A 17296-nucleotide genomic window follows, 5' to 3' on the forward strand; every position below is an offset into this window, starting at 1 on the left:
TTAGAGAGCCTGGGGTGTCAGGCCGAGGGGATGCGGCCCAGCAGCTCGGTGAGGCCCTGCTCGTCCAGCAGGTCGGCGGGGCGGACGGTCGCGTTCGCGGCGACGTAGTGGAACGCGGCGCTCACCCGCTCGACGTCGACCCCGGCGAGCCGTGCCCAGGCCAGGCGGTACGCCGCGAGCTGGACGCCGGCGACGCGCGCCTCCTCGCCGGACGGTGGGCGGCCGGTCTTCCAGTCGACCACCTCGTAACCGCCGCCCTCCACCCGGAACACCGCGTCCATCCGGCCGCGGATCAGCCGGTCGCCGATCAGCGTCTCGAACGGCACTTCGATGTCGTACGGCTCGCGGTCGGCCCAGGCGCTCGCCTCGAACGCCCGCTGAAGCGCCTCCAGCTGCCCGTCGGCCGCGGCGCCCTCGTCGGAGGCACCGGGCAGGTCGTCGAGGTCGAGCAGCCGCTGCTGGCCCCAGCGCGACTCGAGCCAGCGGTGGAAGGCGGTGCCGCGCCGGGCGTACGGGGCGGGCGGACGTGGCAGCGGACGGCGGATCTGGCGGGCCAGCGCGGCCGGGTCGCGGGCCAGCGTGACCAGTGACGAGACCGACAGGTGCGCGGGCAGGTCGACGGCCAGGCCGTCGCTGCCGCGGGCGCGGTCGCGCTCGGCGAGGAGCAGCTCGACGTCGCGCGCCCACGCCGAGACCCGCCGCCGGTCGGGGTCGCGGAGGGGCGCGTAGGCGGAGGGGCGGGTGCGGCCGCGCATGGCGTCCTCGACCATGCGGGCGCCCTCGGCGATCGCGGCGTGACGCTCGTCGGCGGGCGGCCCCTGCGGCTCGTCCTGCCAGGGGTTCGCCGGGGCGACCGGCCAGGTGGCGGTCTCCTGCTCGGCGAGGAGGGGGTTCTCCTCGCCGATCGGCTCGTCGGCCCAGTAGCCGACCTGGCCCGCGCCGGCCTCGCACGCCTCGCGGATCTCCTCCAGGAACGGCGAGGGCTGGAGCGACCGGCTCCCGGTGCCCCAGCGGTAACCCGTCGCGATCAGCAGGTGCTTGGCGCGGGTGACCGCGACGTAGGCCAGGCGTCGTTCCTCACGTACGTCGCGTTCGGCGGTGGCGGCGTTGAATGCCTCGATGTCGCCCTTGTTCAGGCCGGGCAGCGCGGGCAGGTCGATCCGGTCGCCGCGCAGGGGGTACGGCAGCGCGCGGGCGTTCGTGGTCCAGCGCGAGGAGCTCTGCGGCGTGGAGGGGAAGATCGAGCCCTTGCCGGGGGCGCCGTCCTTGGTCGGGTTGACCGCCAGGCCGGGGATGGCGACGACCTCCCATTCGAGGCCCTTGGCGGCGTGCACGGTCAGGAGCTTCACGCTGTTGGTCTCGCCGACCCGCCCGGCCTCCAGCCCGAACTCCTCCGACTCCGCGGCGCTGAGATAGGCGAGGAACGCTCCCAGGGTGGGATCCTCCGCGTCGCCCGCGAAGGACGCCGCGGCGTCGACGAACGCGTCGAGGTCGGCGCGGGCGGTCACCGGGTCCAGTCCCGTACGCGCGGCGACCTCGATGTCGAGCCCGAGGGTGCGCTCGACCTCGGTGACCAGGTCGGGCAGTGCCAGGCCGACGTGGCGGCGCAGCACCCGCAGCTCGTCGCGCAGCCGCTCCAGCCGCGCGTGGCCCTCGCCGCTGTACGCCTCGGCCGGACCGAGGTCGTCGAGGGCGTCGACGAGGCTGCCGTGCTCGTCGTTCAGCTCCTCGACCACCTGCCGCAGCGGGTCGGCGGTCTCCCGCTCCGGCAGGGCGCCGGCCTCGGGGTCGACGTCGCGGGCGGCCTCGCGCGCCAGCTCGCGGGCACGGCGGCCGAGCGCGACGAGGTCGCGCGGGCCGAGGCGCCAGCGCGGCCCGGTGAGCAGCCGCGCCAATGACGCGCCGGCGGACGGGTCGTGCACGACCTTGAGCGTGGCGACGACGTCCTGCACCTCGGGCACGGTGAGCAGACCGCCGAGGCCGACCACCTCGACCGGTATTCCGCGTCCCTCCAGCGCCGTCCTGATCAGGGGGAACTGCGAGCGCTTGCGGGCCAGGACCGCGATGTCGGACGGCTGCAGGCCGGCGCCGTGTCGCGTGACGTGGTCCCAGACCGCGCCGTCCGGGGCGATCTCGTACGGCTGCCGCAGCAGCGCGGCCAGGCGCTCGGCCAGCCGTTCGGCCTCGTCCTCGACGGTGTCGAGCAGCGCGCACTCGATGCGGCCGCGCGCCTGCTGGGCCGCGCCCGGCCACAGGCGCGGCACGTCCTTGGCCTCCTCGCGCAGCTCCGTCTGGATGCGGGCGGCGGCGTCGAGGATGCGCTCGCCGTTGCGGAAGCTGGTGGACAGTTGCCGCATCGGGGCGGGGCGGTCGCCCTCGGGGAAGTCACGGACGAAGCCGAGGAGGTTGCCCGCGCTGGCGCCGCGCCAGCCGTAGATCGACTGGCAGGGATCGCCGACGGCCGTCACCGGGTGACCGCCGCCGAAGATCGACTTCAGCAGGACGAGCTGCGCGTGGCTGGTGTCCTGGTACTCGTCGAGCAGCACCACGCCGTAGCGGGAGCGTTCGATCACCCCGACCTCGCGGTGGTCGTGGGCGATCCGCGCGGCGAGGGCGAGCTGGTCGCCGTGGTCGAGCACCTCGCGCTTGGCCTTGGCCCGCTGGTACGCCTCGACGAGCGGCAGGAGCTGCTCGCGCAGCGCCTGGGTGTCCATGATCCTGCCCTGGTGCGTCTTGGTCGGCTTCTTGACCTCGGCGAGACGCTCGCGCAGCCACGCGCCGACCTCACGGACCTCGCCGGGCGTGCGCAGGTGCTCCGACATCTCGCCGGCCAGCGCGATGACCGCCTTGGTGACGGTGTCGGGCGCCCACTCGACGCGGTCCATGGGTCCGTCGTAGGCGTCGACGACCCGGGCGGCGATCTGCCAGGCCACCGCGGGCGTGATGAGCCGCATGGTGGGCTCGAGCGCCGCCCGCAGCGCGTGGTCGCCGAACAGCCGCCCGGCGTACGCGTGGTACGTCGAGACGGTCGGCTCGCCGTCGAGGATCGCAGGGTCGATGAGGTCGTCGTGCTCGCGCAGCTGGCCGAGCCGGCGGCGTACGCGGTCGGACAGCTCGGCGGCGGCCTTGCGGGTGAAGGTGAGGCCGAGGACGCGTTCGGGCCGGACCAGCCCGTTGGCCACGAGCCAGACGACGCGCGCGGCCATCGTCTCGCTCTTGCCCGACCCGGCCCCGGCGATCACCGCCATCGGCGCGAGCGGCGCCTGGATCACCGCCGCCTGGTCGGGCGTCGGTTCGGGCACGCCCAGCCGCTGCGCCAGCTCCTGTGGAGAGATCACGTGACGTGTCCGCCGTTCTCGTGGGCGGGGCAGGAGCTCTGGACGGGGCACGTACGGCAGTGGTCGTCGCGCTTGGCCTCGAACACCGGGTTGGCCATGCCCTCGGCGACCCGGTCGACCAGCTTGCGCGGCCACTGGGGGTCCTCGTCCGCCGACGGCGGGCCCTGCGTCTGGACGCGGACCCGCGCGGTGTAGGCGCCCTTGCCGACCTGGATCAGCTCGGCGCCCCCGGGCTCGACGAGCCCCTTGTCGGCGAACGCGCCGAGCATCACGGCGAGCTGGTAGACCCCGAGCTGCGGGTGCCGGGCGAGGTCCTCGTCGCGTACGTGGGAGCTGGAGGTCTTGATGTCGACGATCCAGGCGCGGCCCTGGTCGTCACGCTCGGCCCGGTCGACGCGCCCGCGGACCACGACCCGGCCCAGGTCGAGGGCGAACGACTCCTCCACGGAGACGACGTCGCGGGCCTCGGGGCGGTTGTGCCAGGCCAGGAACTTGTTCACCATCTTCTCGGCCTGGTCGCGCTGCTTGTCGGAGTACCAGACGCTGCGGAAGTCCAGATCGTCCCAGATCTCGTCGAGACGCTTGGCGATGTCGGTGTCCGTCGCGCCCTCGTCGGTGCCGACCAGCTCGGCGACGGCGTGGATCACCTTGCCCATCGTGGCGTACTCCCCCGCGCCGCCGTCCTCCGCGCCGACGCAGGCCGCCAGCAGCCAGCGCAGCCCGCACTTCTCGAACGTCTCCACCTGCGAGGGCGACAGGACGAGTTGCTCGTCATCGGCGAAGGCGGGCCCGTCGTGCGACAGGCCGGTCAGGGCGTACCAGCTGCGCGGATCGGCGCCCTGGACGCCGGCGCGGGCCAGCCGGGCCAGGTGCCCGGCGGCGGAGCGCCGCAGCTGGGGGTCGGTGCCGGGGTCGGTCACCGCCGAGCGCAGGTCGGCGACCAGCGCGCGCAGCGACAGCCACCGGGTGCGCTCGTCGAGCTGGGCGTGCTCGGCGGCGTCCGGCAGGAGTTCGCGCAGGAAGCGCGAGGGACGTTCTTCGGTGTCCTCGCCGCCGACCGCGGTGACGATGAGCCGGTGCCGGGCGCGGGTCACCGCGACGTAGAAGAGCCGGCGTTCCTCCTCCATGAGCTTGGCCGCCAGGGACGCCGCGCGTACCTCGTCGTCCGTCGGCGCCGCGGTCGCGGACTCGATCAGCTCCTCGCTGCCCAGCAGTGACCCGCGCAGCCGCAGGTCCGGCCAGACGCCCTCCTGCACGCCCGAGACGATGACGACGTCCCATTCGAGGCCCTTGGAGCGGTGCGCGGTGAGGATGCGCACCGCCTCGCCGTCGGGCGACCGCTCGGCCAGGCTGTCGCCGGGGATCTCCTGCGAGGCCAGGTCGTCGAGGAACAGTTCGGGCCCGGCGTGCGGCAGCCGGTCGGTGAACCGCGCGGCCATGTCGAACATCGCGACCACGGCGTCGAGATCGCGGTCGGCCGCGGCGCCGCGCGACCCGCCGCCCACGCTCTGCTCCATGAGCCGGTCGGCGAGGCCGCTCTCCTGCCAGACCGTCCACAGCACCGACTCGGCGTCACCGCCGTGGCCGGCGACCTCACGGGCGAGCCGGATCAGCCGTGCGACGCGTTCGGCGGGCGCGCGCACCTTCGGATGGATGAGGACCAGCTCGCGCGGGTCGTTCAGCGCGCGTACGAGCAGCCGGTCGCCGGGCTCGCCCTCGCGCAGCGAGGCGAGGTCGCGCAGGGCGCGCCGGAGCCGCCGCAGGCCGAGGGCGTCGGCGCCGCCGAGCGGCCCCAGGACCAGCTCCTCGGCCGCCTCCTCGTCGAGCGTCTCGGGCCGGAGCGCGCCGCGCAGCAGCACGATGAACGGGCGGGCCCCCGGCTCGTTGACCAGCGGCACCTCGTCACCGGCGACGATCACCGGGACGCCCGCGGCGGCCAGCGCGCGGCGCAGCGGCGGCACCTGGCGTACGGCCGAGCGGACCAGCACGGCCATCCGCGACCACGGCACGTTCTCCAGGAGATGCGCGCGGCGGAGCTCGTCGGCCACGAGCGCGGCCTCCTGGCTGGCGCTGTCGGCGACCACCACGCGTACCGCCTGCGGGTCGTCCTCGTGCTGCTCTCCGGCGGGGCGCAGGTCGCGGTGCTCGCTGGTCAGGGCGCCGATCGGCAGCCGCCCGGCGATCCGGCGGGACGCCTCGAGGATCGGCGGGCTCATCCGGCGGCAGGCGCGCAGCGAGACGACGGGCGCCTCCTCGCCGGTGAGGGTGCGGAACCGCTGCGGGAACTCCAGGATGCCGGTCACGTCGGCGCCGCGGAATCCGTAGATGGACTGGTCGGGGTCGCCGACGACGATGAGCTCGGCGCCGCCCCCGGCGAGCTGCCGCAGGAGGTGCTCCTGGGCCGGGTCGGTGTCCTGGTATTCGTCGACGAGGACGACGTCGTACGCCTCACGCTCGCGCCGGCGCACGTCCTCCAGGGTCAGCAGCCCGGCGGCGGCGCGCACCAGCTCGGCGTAGTCGTAGGCCATGACCGGGTCGACGTCGAAACGCTCGTCGTAGCGGTGCAGGAACCGGCCCGCGGCGTACCAGTCGTCGCGGCCCCTGGCGCGCCCGAGCCTGACCAGCTCCTCGGGGCCGAGGCCGCGCTCGCCGGCGCGCAGGATGAAGTCGCGCAGCTCCTCGGCGAACCCGCGGGTCTTCAGCGTCTCGTGCAGCCGCCGCGGCCAGGCGCGGGCGCCGTCGGCGACCTCGCCCTGGAGCAGGCGGCGGACCTCCAGCAGGTGCTCGGGCCCGGACAGCAGCCGCGGCGGCGCCTCGTCGGCGAGGACGGCCTCGCGGTTCAGCAGGGCGTACGCGTAGGAGTGGAAGGTCAGCGCCAGCGGCGTGCGCGTGGTGCGGCGCAGCCGGGCCGTGATGCGCTCGCGCACCTCGCCGGCGGCCTTGCGGCCGAAGGTCAGGACCAGGATCCGTTCGGGGTCCACGCCGCGATTCTCGATGCGGTCGACCACGGTCTCCACGATCGTGGTGGTCTTGCCGGTGCCGGGCCCGGCCAGCACGAGCAGCGGCCCGCCGGCATGCCCGACCACCCGCCGCTGGTGCTCGTCGAGCACGGGCGGGGGCGCCTGCGCCGGTCCGGCGCGTCGCACGAGTCGGTAGGAGGCTGCTGACACAACATTCGATTCCAGCAGATCATCGGGACTGCGCTGGCCAAGACGCACGCATGTCACGAATGTTGCGATTGATTCTTCATCGTTCCGCGCGATGATCGCCCAGGTACTTGCCCTGGACGGGGGTGATGATTTAGTTTTCAACTATCTGCTCGAAGGTGAGGAACAGCATGATCGATCAGGACGCCATCGAGGCGGAGCGGGCCCGGCTGCGGCAGGAGCACCTGCGCGCCGAACGGCCGGCCAGCTCGGCGCGCGGCCTGCACCACGCGGCGCTGCTGTCCTCCGACGTCGAGCGGACCATCCGCTTCTACCAGGACCTCCTGGAGTTCCCGCTCACCGAGATCGTCGAGAACCGCGACTACCAGGGCTCGAACCACTTCTTCTTCGACATCGGCAACGGCAACCTGCTGGCCTTCTTCGACTTCCCCGGCCTGGACCTCGGCCCGTACGCGGAGGTCCTCGGCGGCCTGCACCACGTCGCCATCTCGGTCGACCCACGGACCTGGGAACGCCTGCGGGGCAAGCTCGACGCCGCCGGCGTGCCGTACCAAACGGAGAGCGGAACCTCGATCTACCTGCGCGACCCCGACGGAGCACGGCTGGAGCTGCTCGCCGACCCACTCGGCGAGATGTACGGCAACACGGTCGTGTAGGGCCTCAGACGCCGTCCCAGCGGGCGCGGCGGATGTCGACGCGGTCGCCGCGCAGCGGGGTGCCCTCGGCCACGTAGCGGGGGCGGGCCTCGCGGGCGTGGCTCGGAGGCAGTGAGCCGTCGCTGCGGATCACCCGCCACCACGGCACCGCGCCGCCCCACAGTGCCATCACGCGGCCGACCTGGCGGGGGCCGCCCTCGCCCAGATACTCGGCGATGTCGCCGTAGGCCATGACGCGGCCGGGCGGGATCCGCTCGACCAGGTCGAGCACCCGCTCGGCGAACTCCGTCGGCTCATGGGACGTTCGCTGACTCACCCTGTCAGGCCTCCGCGTCGGTGTTCCCGCGGCCCCGGATCCGCAGGATCAGCAGTGTCGTCGTGATCAGCGCGCCGGCGAGGCCGAACAGGGCCGCGACCCCGATCCAGCCGCCCAGGAAGATCAGCCCGGGCGGGTGGCGCTCGACCTGCACCGGGTTCACCGGGCCGTCGTCGAACCGTCCGGGGCGGCCGGCCGTGACGTCCTGGTAGCCCCTCAGCTTCGACGCCGCGGTCAGGGCCGCGGCCGCGTCCACCTCGCCGAAGCCGACCAGCTCGTCCCAGCCGCCCGCCGGGCGGTGGCGCGCGCTCGTGCTGATCGCCTGGGCCACGAGGGCGGGCGCCATGTCGGGGTACTTCGCCCGGACCAAGGCCGCCACGCCGGAGACGATGGCGCCGGCCTGGCTGGTGCCCTCGCCGACCCAGTAGCCGTCGTCCGGTCCCGCGCCGACCACTTCCTCGCCGGGCGCCGCGACGAGCACGCTCGCGTTGCGGTCGGAGAACTTGGCCGGCGTGCCGTGACGGTTGACCGCGGCGACGCCGATGACGCCGGGGAACGCCGCCGGGTAGGACAGCCGGACGATCCCGTTGCGGTCCACTTTCTTGGGGCTCTTGGAGTCGCCGTCGTTGCCCGCCGAGGCGACCACGACGACGCCCTTCGCGATCGCGTACGCCACCGCGGACCGCTCCGGCTCCGACGCGTCCGGGCCGCCGAGCGACATGTTGATCACGTCGGCTCCGTGGTCGGCCGCATAGCGGATCGCCTTGGCCAGCGAACTTCGGTATTCGGGCCGGTCGCGGAAGGTCTTGTAGCCGGGCTCGTCGGGGTCGGCGATCGTGCGCACGGACAGGACGCGGGACTCGGGCGCGATCCCGATGATCCCGTCGCCGGAGCCGTGCCCGTGCGCGGCGATCAGCGAGGACATCCAGGTGCCGTGCAGCCGGCCGGGCTTCGGCGCGACGGAGTGGATCAGGTCGGGACCGGTGGTGACCGACCCGGCCAGGTCGGGATGCGATCCGTCCACGCCGCTGTCGAGCACGGCGACGGTCACGCCCTTGCCCCTGGTGACCTTCCAGGCCTTCCCGGCGGAGACGGCGTCGAGCACCCACTGTTCACGGCCGCGGATGTCGTCCGCATGCGCCGTGGCGGGGCCGCAGAGCGCCGGACCGGCCGCTGCCGCCAGAGCCAGGACGAGCGCGGTCAGCCGCCGCGGAGCCTTCCCGGGAACCCGCCGCCCTGCCGCGCGGGTCCGCGGGCGGCCCCTCAGCACTTCCACTCGCGTTTCTGCGAGCAGTCGGGCTGGGCGCGCTGCGCGAGGGCGTCGACGATGTTGCCGCCGACCTCGGGGACGAGCAGGAAGGCGGTGGTGTGCTTCTTGCGCACGGCCGCGCCCGGCCGCCCGTCGGTCTGCCCGGCGACGGTGAGCACGACGTACGGCCCGGCCTGGCCCGCCGCGGCGTACTGCCGGGCCGCGTCGTCGAACCGGGAGGCGATGGTCCTGGGGAAGGGCAGCGCGTGGAGGGTGTCGCCGGGGTCGGTGGGGTCGGGCGGCGTCAGGGCGTCCTTGGCTGCCAGCGCCGCGCGCTCGTCGGTCAGGGCCGCGACGCCGACGGTGAGGACGATGCCCTGGAGCTGGTCGACGTACGTCGCTCGCAGCAGCGCGCGGCAGCCGTAGCGGTTCAGGACCGCGGCGGGCCGGGCGTCGACGCCGTCGTCACACCCGATGCCGGACGCGATGCCGACGCGCCGGGCCTGCTCCACGCCGCCCTGTTCGGAGGTGTACGGGACGGTGTCGGGGAAGATGCGCTCGGCCGGCCAGGTGCGCCAGCGGTCGCGCACCTCTTCGGTGGCCGCCTGGTACATCTCGCCGGCGGTCGGTTTGCGGTGGAACTCCCAGTACACGCGCCCGGTGGCGAGGGCGCCCACGGCCAGGTAGCCGACCGCGGTGACGATCGCCACGACGAGCCACAGCGTGCGCCGCGCGTGCCACGGCGTGGGTTCGGGAGGCGGCTCCGGGAACTCCGCGTGAGGCCCGTGCCACGGCCCGGACGAACCCGAGCCGGGGACGGGCCAGCCGGGCCCGGAGCTTTGCGCCATATTCGCTTAGGTTACTTGGCCACCCTGGCGTCCCCGGTCGCCGGAGCCGCCCCGGTTCGGCCGGTCACGTCACCTTTCGTGCGCCCCGAGCCCCCGCCGCCCCGGCCTGATCCGGGTCACCACGCGGAACGGGAGCGAAAGGCCGCGCGCCGTCTCATGACGGAGTGTTTGCCATCCCGTGCCGAGACGCGTACCGCCGTCCGAGCACGGAACGGCCGCGCCGGGACGTGGATGCGCTCCACGTGCCGGCGCGGCCGGGACGTGCGTCAGTAGGACGGCAGGGATGGGTCGATCTGGTTCACCCAGGCCAGCACGCCGCCGCCGAGGTGGACCGCGTCGGAGAACCCGGCGTTCTTGACGATCGCCAGGGCCTCGGCGCTGCGCGCGCCCGACTTGCAGTGCAGGACGACCTTCTTGTCGTGCGGGAGGCGCTCCAGCGCCGCGCCGGACAGGAACTCGCCCTTGGGGATCAGCGTCGCGCCCGGGATGCTGACGATCTCGTACTCGTTCGGCTCGCGCACGTCGACGAGGAAGATGTCGTCCTTCTCGAGCATGGCCTTGAGCTCGGGGGCCGTGATCGTGGAGTCCTTGGCGGCGTCGGCCGCCTCGTCGGAGATCGCGCCGCAGAACGCCTCGTAGTCATCGAGCAGCTCGGTGATCGTGGGGTTCTTGCCGCAGAGCGGGCACTCGGGGTCCTTGCGGACCTTGACGCTGCGGTAGGTCATCTCCAGGGCGTCGTAGATCATCAGGCGGCCGACGAGCGGCTCGCCGATGCCGGTGAGGACCTTGATCGCCTCGTTGACCTGAATGGAGCCGATCGAGGCGCACAGCACGCCCAGCACGCCGCCCTCGGCGCAGGAGGGCACCATGCCCGGCGGCGGCGGCTCGGGGTACAGGCAGCGGTAGCACGGGCCGTGCTCGGCCCAGAAGACCGACGCCTGGCCGTCGAAGCGGTAGATCGAGCCCCAGACGTACGGCTTGCCGAGCAGCACCGCGGCGTCGTTGACCATGTAACGCGTGGCGAAGTTGTCGGTGCCGTCCACGATCAGGTCGTAGCCGGAGAAGATGTCCTTGACGTTGTCGTTGGACAGCGGCTCGTTGTGGACGATCACCTTGACGAGCGGGTTGATCTCCTTGATGGACGCCGCGGCCGACTCGGCCTTGGGACGGCCCACGTCGGACTGCCCGTGGATGACCTGGCGCTGCAGGTTCGACTCGTCGACGACGTCGAAGTCGATGACGCCGAGGGTGCCCACGCCGGCGGCGGCGAGGTACAACAGCGCGGGCGAGCCGAGGCCTCCGGCACCGACGCACAGCACCTTGGCGTTCTTCAGGCGCTTCTGCCCGGCCATCCCGACGTCCGGGATGATCAGGTGGCGCGAGTAGCGCCGGACCTCATCGACGGTGAGCTCGTCCGCGGGCTCGACCAGGGGTGGCAACGACACGGTGTCTCCTGTGCGTGCTCGGGATTGTCCGAACGGACACTGGTGTGCACCATCAGTGTCCTATCCAGGCGACAACTCTCCCATACGGCCTGTCATTCCCGATGCGCGGCCTCGGCAGGTCTCACCACCGCCGACGGCCTTGATCGGCATAGTTCGCTAAATAGCGGGCACATCGCAGCCGTACGGCCTTCAGCGAGGAGATGCCAGAGATGAGTCTCATAGACAAGGTCAAGAACAAGCTGCAGATGGCCAAGGGCCACACCAAGCAGGAGACCGGCCGGATGACCCGCGACCGGGACATGGAGGCGCGCGGGCGCGGCGACCGTGCCCAGGGCGGGGCCAAGCAGGTCGGCGAGCACCTCAAGGACATGGGCAAGGACATCCGGAAGACCTTCCGGAAGTGATGCGCCGGACTCCACGACCGAGCTCCGACACCGGACGGCGCCCGCGCGACGGGCGCCGTCCGGCTTTGAGACGGGGCCGGGCCTAACCCGCGGCGGAGGTGGTGTCCTCGGACCGCGTGGTGTCGTCGAGCATCGCGCGGAACTCCCGGGCCACGATCTCCGGGCGTTCCATCTGCGCGACGTGCCCGACCTCGGGCAGCACGATGACGCGGGCGCGCTTGAAGACCCGGCCCGCGCGCGCCGCCATCCGCGGGTCCACGAGACGGTCGTGGCGGCCGTAGATGAGCAGCGTCGGCGCGGTCACCCGCGCGGCGTACCGCCACAGCGAGCGGCGCACGTAGGCGTTGACGATGCCTCGCGAGGACGCGATGAGCGCCTCGGCGTTGTGCGTGAGCCCGTCGCGGCGCCGGACGTCCTCCACGAGCTCCATCAGCCGGTCGGGATGCACGCCCGTCGGGTCGGCGAAGCACATGTCGAGCGTGCCCTGCACCCGCTGCTCGGCCGACAGCAGGGTGAACCGGCGCACCGCCCACGGGCCGAAGCCCGGCATCGTGGCGGCCAGGATCCGCGCCGGGCCGTAGCGCGGCCGCAGGTCGGGCAGCGCCGGTGAGATCAGCGTGAGGGTCTTCACCAGGTCGGGACGGGTGCCGGCGAGACGCGTGGAGATCGCGCCGCCGAGGGAGTTCCCGAACAGGTGCACGGGGCCGCGGGCGCGCTTCTCGATCAGGCGCACGACGGCGTGCGTGTGCGCGTCGATGGAGTAGTCGCGGCCCCGCGGAGGGGGTGAGTAGCCGAAGCCGGGCAGATCGATCGCCTCGCAGGCCAGCTCGTCGGAGAGCAGGCCCATCAGGTCGGTCCAGTTGGAGGCCGAACCCGCGAGTCCGTGCACGAAGACCGCCGGCTCGGCGTCGGCGTCGTGCGCGGGCGCCGTCCGGGTGAAGACCTCGAGGTCACCGAGCGAGACGAGTTCGCCAGGCCAGGCCGGAATCGGAGCGCTCATATGAAAGAAAACAATACGCGCGCCGATTCTGTGCCCTCGCCCGCCTTGACCCGATCTTGGGCATAGTCAGGGCCGCCCACCAGGAAGTGGGCGGCCCAGGCTATGACCTGCGACGACAATTCTTACTGACCCTGACTCGCCGACGGCGTCGCCTCACGGCGCGGGCGGCGCGGGCCGCCCGAGCGGCCCTCGTGACGCACGCGGGGCGCGCCGTCGTGCCGCTCGCCCTGACGCTCGCCGTCGCGGCGCTCGCCGTACCGGCCACCGCCGGACCGGCCCTCACGGCGCTCGCCGTACCGGCTGCCCGGACGGCGGTCGCGGCCGCCGCCCGGCCGGTGGCCCCGGCGCTGCGGACGCGGCTGCTCGGGCTCGACCTCGACCGGGATGCCGCTCGGCGCCTGCGCACCGGTGACGCGGATCAGCGTGGCGTCCCCGGTGGTCACCTTCGACCGCTGGGCTCGGACGCCCGCCCGCCGCATCATGCGCTCGGTGTTGCGGACCTCGTTGTGGGCGACCAGCGTGGCGACCGTGCCGCGCTCGCCGGCCCGCGCGGTGCGGCCCGCCCGGTGCAGGTAGTCCTTGTGGTCGGCGGCCGGATCGACGTGCACGACCAGGCTGACGTCGTCCACGTGGATGCCGCGTGCGGCCACGTCGGTGGCGATCAGCACGTCGACCTTGCCCTCGCGGAACTCCGCCAGGGTGCGGGTGCGGGCCGCCTGGGTCTTGCCGCCGTGCAGGGCGCCGGCCCGGACGCCGACCCGCGCCAGCCGCTTGGTCAGCGCGTCCACGCCGTGCTTGGTCCGGACGAACATGATCGTACGGCCCTCGCGCCCGGCCACCTCGGCGATGACGTCGTGCTTCTGCGCGCGGTCGACGATGAACAGGTGGTGGTCCATGGTCTCCACCGGCGCGGCGGCCGGCGCGACCGAGTGGGTCACCGGGTCGTGGAGGTACTTGCGGACCAGCTTGTCGACGTCGCCGTCGAGCGTGGCCGAGAACAGCAGCCGCTGGCCGTCGGACGGGATCTGGTCGAGCAGCGCGGACACCGCCGGCATGAAGCCGAGGTCGCACATGTGGTCGGCCTCGTCGAGGACGGTGATCCGGACGTCCTGGAGCGAGCAGGCGCCGCGCTCGATGAGGTCGGTGAGCCGGCCCGGCGTGGCGACGAGCAGGTCGACGCCGCGGCGGAGCGCCTGGATCTGGCGCGTCATCGACATGCCGCCGACGACGGTCTTGGCGTGCAGCCCGAGGCTGCGGCCGAGCGGGGCCAGGGAGTCCTGGACCTGCATGGCCAGTTCACGAGTGGGGACGAGGATCAGCGCGGTGGGCCGCTTGGGCGCGGTGTCGCCACCGGCGATCCGGGTGAGAAGGGGAAGCCCGAAGGCGAGAGTCTTGCCGGAACCCGTCTGGCCCCGGCCGAGCACATCGCGCCCGGCGAGAGCGTCGGGCAGGCAGGCCGCCTGGATCGGGAACGGCGTCGTGATGCCGCGGCGCTCCAGTGCGGAGACCAGCCGCTCCGGGAGGCCGAGTTCGGCGAAGGAGGGCAGGGTCGATGAAGCTGATGTCAAGAACGAACCTCTCAGAAAGGGCCCGCCTCGAGACGTTCCGCAATAATCGGGGGATCGCGGACTCGTAGCCGGCCACGGCGCGGGAACGCGCCTGAACACGAAACACAAAGCTTACAGGGCGTCACAACCGGCCCGTGTGGCGATCTATTCCCCCGGACGAGGATCTTGTCTCTCGTTCCCGGTCAGGCGGGTGTCAGGCCGACTTGCGGCTGCCGCTGCCGCTCTTGGCCTTCGACTTGCTCGCGTTCGACTTCCCTGTGCTCGACTTGCCGGACTTGCCGCCCGTCCCGGTCTTGCCGGAGGTGCTCCGCTTCGCCTTGCCGTCCGCGTCCGCCTTGCCGTCGCCCTTGGCCTGCCGCGCCCCGGAACGGCCCTTCTTCGCCGCCTCGACGCTGGCCCGCAGCGCGCTGAGCAGGTCGGAGGCGGCCGGCGCCTCCTCCTCGGCCTCCTGCGGGACGACCTCCTTGCCCTCGACCTTGGCCTCGATGACCTCCTGCAGGGCCTCGCGGTACGCGTCCTTGTACTCGCTCGGGTCGAACTCGCCCTCCATCGAGTCGATCAGCGAGCTCGCCATCTGCAACTCCTGCGGACGCAGATCGACGTCCTCCTCGAGGAACTTGAACTCGGGCGCGCGCACCTCGTCCGGCCACAGCATCGTCTCCAGGACGAACACCCCGTCGCGGACGCGGAGAGTGCCGAGCGACTCGCGCTGGCGCAGCGCCACCTTGACGACCGCCACCTTGCCCGAGCTCTCCAGGGCGTCGCGCAGCAGGACGTACGGCTTGGTCCCCTGCGCCTCGGGCTCCAGGTAGTAGGACTTGCTGAAGTAGATGGGGTCGACCTGCTCCTCGGTCGCGAACAGCAGCACGTCGATGCGGCGGCTGGTGGACAGCGGCAGGTTCTCGAAGTCCTCGTCGGTGAGGACGACGATCTCTCCATCCGGGAGCTCGTACCCCTTGGCGATGTCGGAGTACGGGACCTCCTCGCCGTCCTTGGTGCAGACGCGCTTGTACCGGATCCGGCCGCCGTCCTCGCGGTGGACCTGGTGGAAGGCCACGTCGCGCTGTTCGGTGGCCGAGTACAGCTTCACCGGAATCGTGACGAGCCCGAAGGAGATCGCGCCCTTCCAGATGCTGCGCATGAGGTTCCCCTACCCGTCGCGCCGTCGATCTAGTTTCCGAATTGCGAAGTTTGTTCGAATATACGGTTGCCGCTCCGTCACGGCCAGTACCCATCCGGCGGACGGGGAATCACCGAACGGCGCAGTCCGGCCGGACTGGCGTCAGGCACGAGTGGGATGGGCAGAAACGCCGTATGGGTGACCCGATGCCCGAGAACATCCAGCCGATGCTCGCCACGACCGGCGACCTGCCGGACGACGTCGCCCGCTGGGCCCTCGAGGTCAAGTGGGACGGCGTGCGCGCGATCGTGTACGTCGCCGGCGGACGCGTACGCGCGGTCGGCCGCCGCGGGATCGACGCGACCAGCCGCTACCCCGAACTCCAGGCCCTCGCCGACCTCCTGCCCGACCAGTCCGCCGTCATCGACGGCGAGGTCGTCGCCTTCGACTCCGAAGGACGCCCCAGCTTCGAACGCCTCCAGCACCGCATGCACGCGGACCATCCGGACTCCCGGCTCATCCGCCGGGTGCCGGTGCACTTCGTCGCCTTCGACCTGCCCTACCTGAGCGGCCACACGCTGTACGACCTTCCGTACCGCGACCGGCGCGCGCTGCTCGACGACCTCGAACTCGCCGCCGGGCCCGTCGAGGCACCGCCGTACCTGGCGGGCGCCGAGGTCGAACAGGTCCGCGAGCTGCAGGAATGGACCGCCGAGCAGGGCCTGGAAGGGCTCATCGCCAAACGGCTGGACTCCCCGTACCGGCCGGGCCGCCGGGTCGACTTCTGGCGCAAGGTGAAGAACTTCCGCACCCAGGACGTCGTCATCGGCGGCTGGAAGGCCGGCAAGGGACGCCGCGAGGGCGGGGTCGGCTCACTGCTGCTCGGCGTGTACGACGACGGCGGCGAGCTGCGCTTCGTCGGCCACGTCGGCACCGGCTTCTCCGAACTCGACCTGGACGACCTGCACAAACGTCTGGTCTCGCTGGAACGCCCGGACAGCCCGTACGCGGGCGAGGTCCCGCGCGAGCACGCGCGCTTCGCCTACTGGGTCGACCCCTCGCTCACCGGCGAGGTGACCTTCTCCCGCTGGACGAAGGACGGAATGCTGCTGCACGCCTCCTGGCGCGGCCTGCGCCCCGAGATCCCCCCGGAGGAGGTCCGCCGGGAGCCGTAGGACCGGCCGGTCCACGCAGTGCCTGTCCCTGGAGGATTGAAAGCCGCCTCGCCGGGGAGGGGGGGCTGGGTGAGCGCCAAGACGAGGGTCGAGGTCGAGGGCACCAGGCTCGCTCTCTCCAACCTCGACAAGGTCCTCTACCCCGAGCACGGCTTCACCAAGGGCGAGGTCATCGACTACTACGCGCGGATCGCCCCGGTGATGCTCCCGCACATCACCGGACGCCCCTCGACCCGGCTGCGGTACCCCGAGGGCGTCGACGGGCAGTCGTTCTTCGAGAAGAACGCTCCCCCGCACACGCCCGACTGGGTGCGCACCGCCCACCTGCCGACTCCGGGCGGCAGCCGTGACTCCATCGACTTCGTCATCATCGACGAACTGCGCACGCTGGTGTGGTCGGCCAACCTCGCCGCGCTGGAGCTGCACGTGCCCCAGTGGCGCGTCGGGCCGCGCGGCGGGGCGCACGAGCCCGACCTGCTGGTCTTCGACCTCGATCCCGGACCGCCGGCCGGCCTGGAGGCCGCGCGCGAGGTCTCCGTCATGCTCCGGGAGCTGCTGGACGACGACGGGCTGCGGTCCTTCCCCAAGACGAGCGGCCGCAAGGGCCTGCACCTGTACGTTCCGATCACCGAGACCTCCGACGAGCGCACCTCCGCGTACGCCAAGGAGGCCGCGCAACGGCTGGAGAAGGACCACAGGGACCTGGTCGTCAGCCGCATGGACAAGAAGGTCCGCCGCGGCAAGGTCTTCGTGGACTGGAGTCAGAACAACCGGCACAAGACCACGGTCGCGCCTTATTCTCTCCGAGCGGCGGAGGAGCCGTACGTCTCCACGCCGGTGACCTGGGACGAGATCGAGGGTGACGCCGAGCTTCGGTTCGGGCCGGACGACGTCCGTGACCGCGTCGAACGGGACGGTGACCTGCTGGAGCCCCTGCTGGAGCTGCGGCAGAAACTGCCCTGAACCCCTGCGGACCGCGCGCTCGACCACGTCCGGTGTGTCACACATCG

General features: G+C 72.5%; 13 protein-coding genes. 4 read left to right on the top strand and 9 right to left on the bottom strand.

What is annotated here, in order from left to right; genetic code table 11:
- Positions 1 to 17: 17 nt before the first annotated feature.
- Together QSK37_RS07200 and QSK37_RS07205 are read right to left on the bottom strand one after the other, a co-directional pair.
- Positions 18 to 3338: an ATP-dependent helicase gene (locus QSK37_RS07200; protein ID WP_285618406.1), complete on the bottom strand. Its 3321-nt coding sequence runs from the start codon at positions 3336 to 3338 to the stop codon at positions 18 to 20.
- On the bottom strand, positions 3335 to 6484 hold the full coding sequence (locus QSK37_RS07205) for an ATP-dependent helicase (RefSeq protein WP_285618407.1): 3150 nt from the start codon (positions 6482 to 6484) through the stop codon (positions 3335 to 3337). The genes QSK37_RS07200 and QSK37_RS07205 overlap by 4 nt, the downstream gene beginning before the upstream one ends.
- Positions 6485 to 6675: 191 nt before the next feature.
- Here QSK37_RS07205 and QSK37_RS07210 point away from each other — a divergent pair, with 191 nt between their 5' ends.
- Positions 6676 to 7161, top strand: coding sequence for a VOC family protein (locus QSK37_RS07210; protein WP_285570562.1), 486 nt, complete (start codon positions 6676 to 6678; stop codon positions 7159 to 7161).
- A gap of 4 nt (positions 7162 to 7165) precedes the next feature.
- Here the strand turns inward: QSK37_RS07210 and QSK37_RS07215 are convergent, their stop codons facing one another.
- The 4 genes from QSK37_RS07215 to moeZ all read right to left on the bottom strand — a co-directional run bounded on the left by QSK37_RS07215 (position 7166) and on the right by moeZ (position 11019).
- Entirely contained in the window at positions 7166 to 7477 is a 312-nt protein-coding gene (locus QSK37_RS07215; protein ID WP_285618408.1) for an MGMT family protein, read from the bottom strand.
- A gap of 4 nt (positions 7478 to 7481) precedes the next feature.
- Positions 7482 to 8753 (bottom strand): S8 family serine peptidase, encoded by a 1272-nt coding sequence (locus QSK37_RS07220; protein WP_285618409.1) that lies wholly within the window; start codon positions 8751 to 8753, stop codon positions 7482 to 7484.
- On the bottom strand, positions 8741 to 9574 hold the full coding sequence (locus QSK37_RS07225; protein WP_285618410.1) for a hypothetical protein: 834 nt from the start codon (positions 9572 to 9574) through the stop codon (positions 8741 to 8743). The genes QSK37_RS07220 and QSK37_RS07225 overlap by 13 nt, the downstream gene beginning before the upstream one ends.
- A gap of 266 nt (positions 9575 to 9840) precedes the next feature.
- The gene (moeZ, locus tag QSK37_RS07230; RefSeq protein WP_285618411.1) at positions 9841 to 11019 is read right to left on the bottom strand and encodes an adenylyltransferase/sulfurtransferase MoeZ; all 1179 of its coding nucleotides are present in this window, start codon (positions 11017 to 11019) and stop codon (positions 9841 to 9843) included.
- Between the two features lie 209 nt (positions 11020 to 11228).
- Here moeZ and QSK37_RS07235 point away from each other — a divergent pair, with 209 nt between their 5' ends.
- Positions 11229 to 11423: a CsbD family protein gene (locus tag QSK37_RS07235; RefSeq protein ID WP_285618412.1), complete on the top strand. Its 195-nt coding sequence runs from the start codon at positions 11229 to 11231 to the stop codon at positions 11421 to 11423.
- Positions 11424 to 11505: 82 nt separating this feature from the next.
- On the opposite strand, the gene QSK37_RS07240 is transcribed toward QSK37_RS07235, so the two are convergent.
- The 3 genes from QSK37_RS07240 to ku all read right to left on the bottom strand — a co-directional run bounded on the left by QSK37_RS07240 (position 11506) and on the right by ku (position 15132).
- Positions 11506 to 12423, bottom strand: coding sequence for an alpha/beta fold hydrolase (locus tag QSK37_RS07240; protein WP_285618413.1), 918 nt, complete (start codon positions 12421 to 12423; stop codon positions 11506 to 11508).
- 122 nt (positions 12424 to 12545) lie between these two features.
- Positions 12546 to 13991 (bottom strand): DEAD/DEAH box helicase, encoded by a 1446-nt coding sequence (locus tag QSK37_RS07245; RefSeq protein WP_285618415.1) that lies wholly within the window; start codon positions 13989 to 13991, stop codon positions 12546 to 12548.
- Between the two features lie 193 nt (positions 13992 to 14184).
- Complete coding sequence (ku, locus tag QSK37_RS07250; protein ID WP_285618417.1) at positions 14185 to 15132, bottom strand: non-homologous end joining protein Ku; 948 nt, start codon at positions 15130 to 15132, stop codon at positions 14185 to 14187.
- A gap of 185 nt (positions 15133 to 15317) precedes the next feature.
- Here ku and ligD (QSK37_RS07255) point away from each other — a divergent pair, with 185 nt between their 5' ends.
- The gene (gene ligD, locus QSK37_RS07255) at positions 15318 to 16286 is read left to right on the top strand and encodes a non-homologous end-joining DNA ligase (RefSeq protein ID WP_285618418.1); all 969 of its coding nucleotides are present in this window, start codon (positions 15318 to 15320) and stop codon (positions 16284 to 16286) included.
- A gap of 69 nt (positions 16287 to 16355) precedes the next feature.
- On the top strand, positions 16356 to 17249 hold the full coding sequence (ligD, locus tag QSK37_RS07260; protein WP_285618419.1) for a non-homologous end-joining DNA ligase: 894 nt from the start codon (positions 16356 to 16358) through the stop codon (positions 17247 to 17249).
- Positions 17250 to 17296: the final 47 nt, after the last annotated feature.

The organism is Actinoallomurus iriomotensis, assembly GCF_030269445.1.
Taxonomy (GTDB): Bacteria; Actinomycetota; Actinomycetes; order Streptosporangiales; family Streptosporangiaceae; genus Actinoallomurus; species Actinoallomurus iriomotensis.

Excerpts from the sequence above, each read along its gene's own strand:
- QSK37_RS07210 (WP_285570562.1), top strand. The coding sequence starts at position 6,676 with ATGATCGATCAGGACGCCATCGAGGCGGAGCGGGCCCGGCTGCGGCAG.
- QSK37_RS07225 (WP_285618410.1), bottom strand. The coding sequence starts at position 9,574 with ATGGCGCAAAGCTCCGGGCCCGGCTGGCCCGTCCCCGGCTCGGGTTCG.
- QSK37_RS07235 (WP_285618412.1), top strand. The coding sequence starts at position 11,229 with ATGAGTCTCATAGACAAGGTCAAGAACAAGCTGCAGATGGCCAAGGGC.
- QSK37_RS07240 (WP_285618413.1), bottom strand. The coding sequence starts at position 12,423 with ATGAGCGCTCCGATTCCGGCCTGGCCTGGCGAACTCGTCTCGCTCGGT.
- ku (WP_285618417.1), bottom strand. The coding sequence starts at position 15,132 with ATGCGCAGCATCTGGAAGGGCGCGATCTCCTTCGGGCTCGTCACGATT.
- ligD (WP_285618418.1), top strand. The coding sequence starts at position 15,318 with ATGCCCGAGAACATCCAGCCGATGCTCGCCACGACCGGCGACCTGCCG.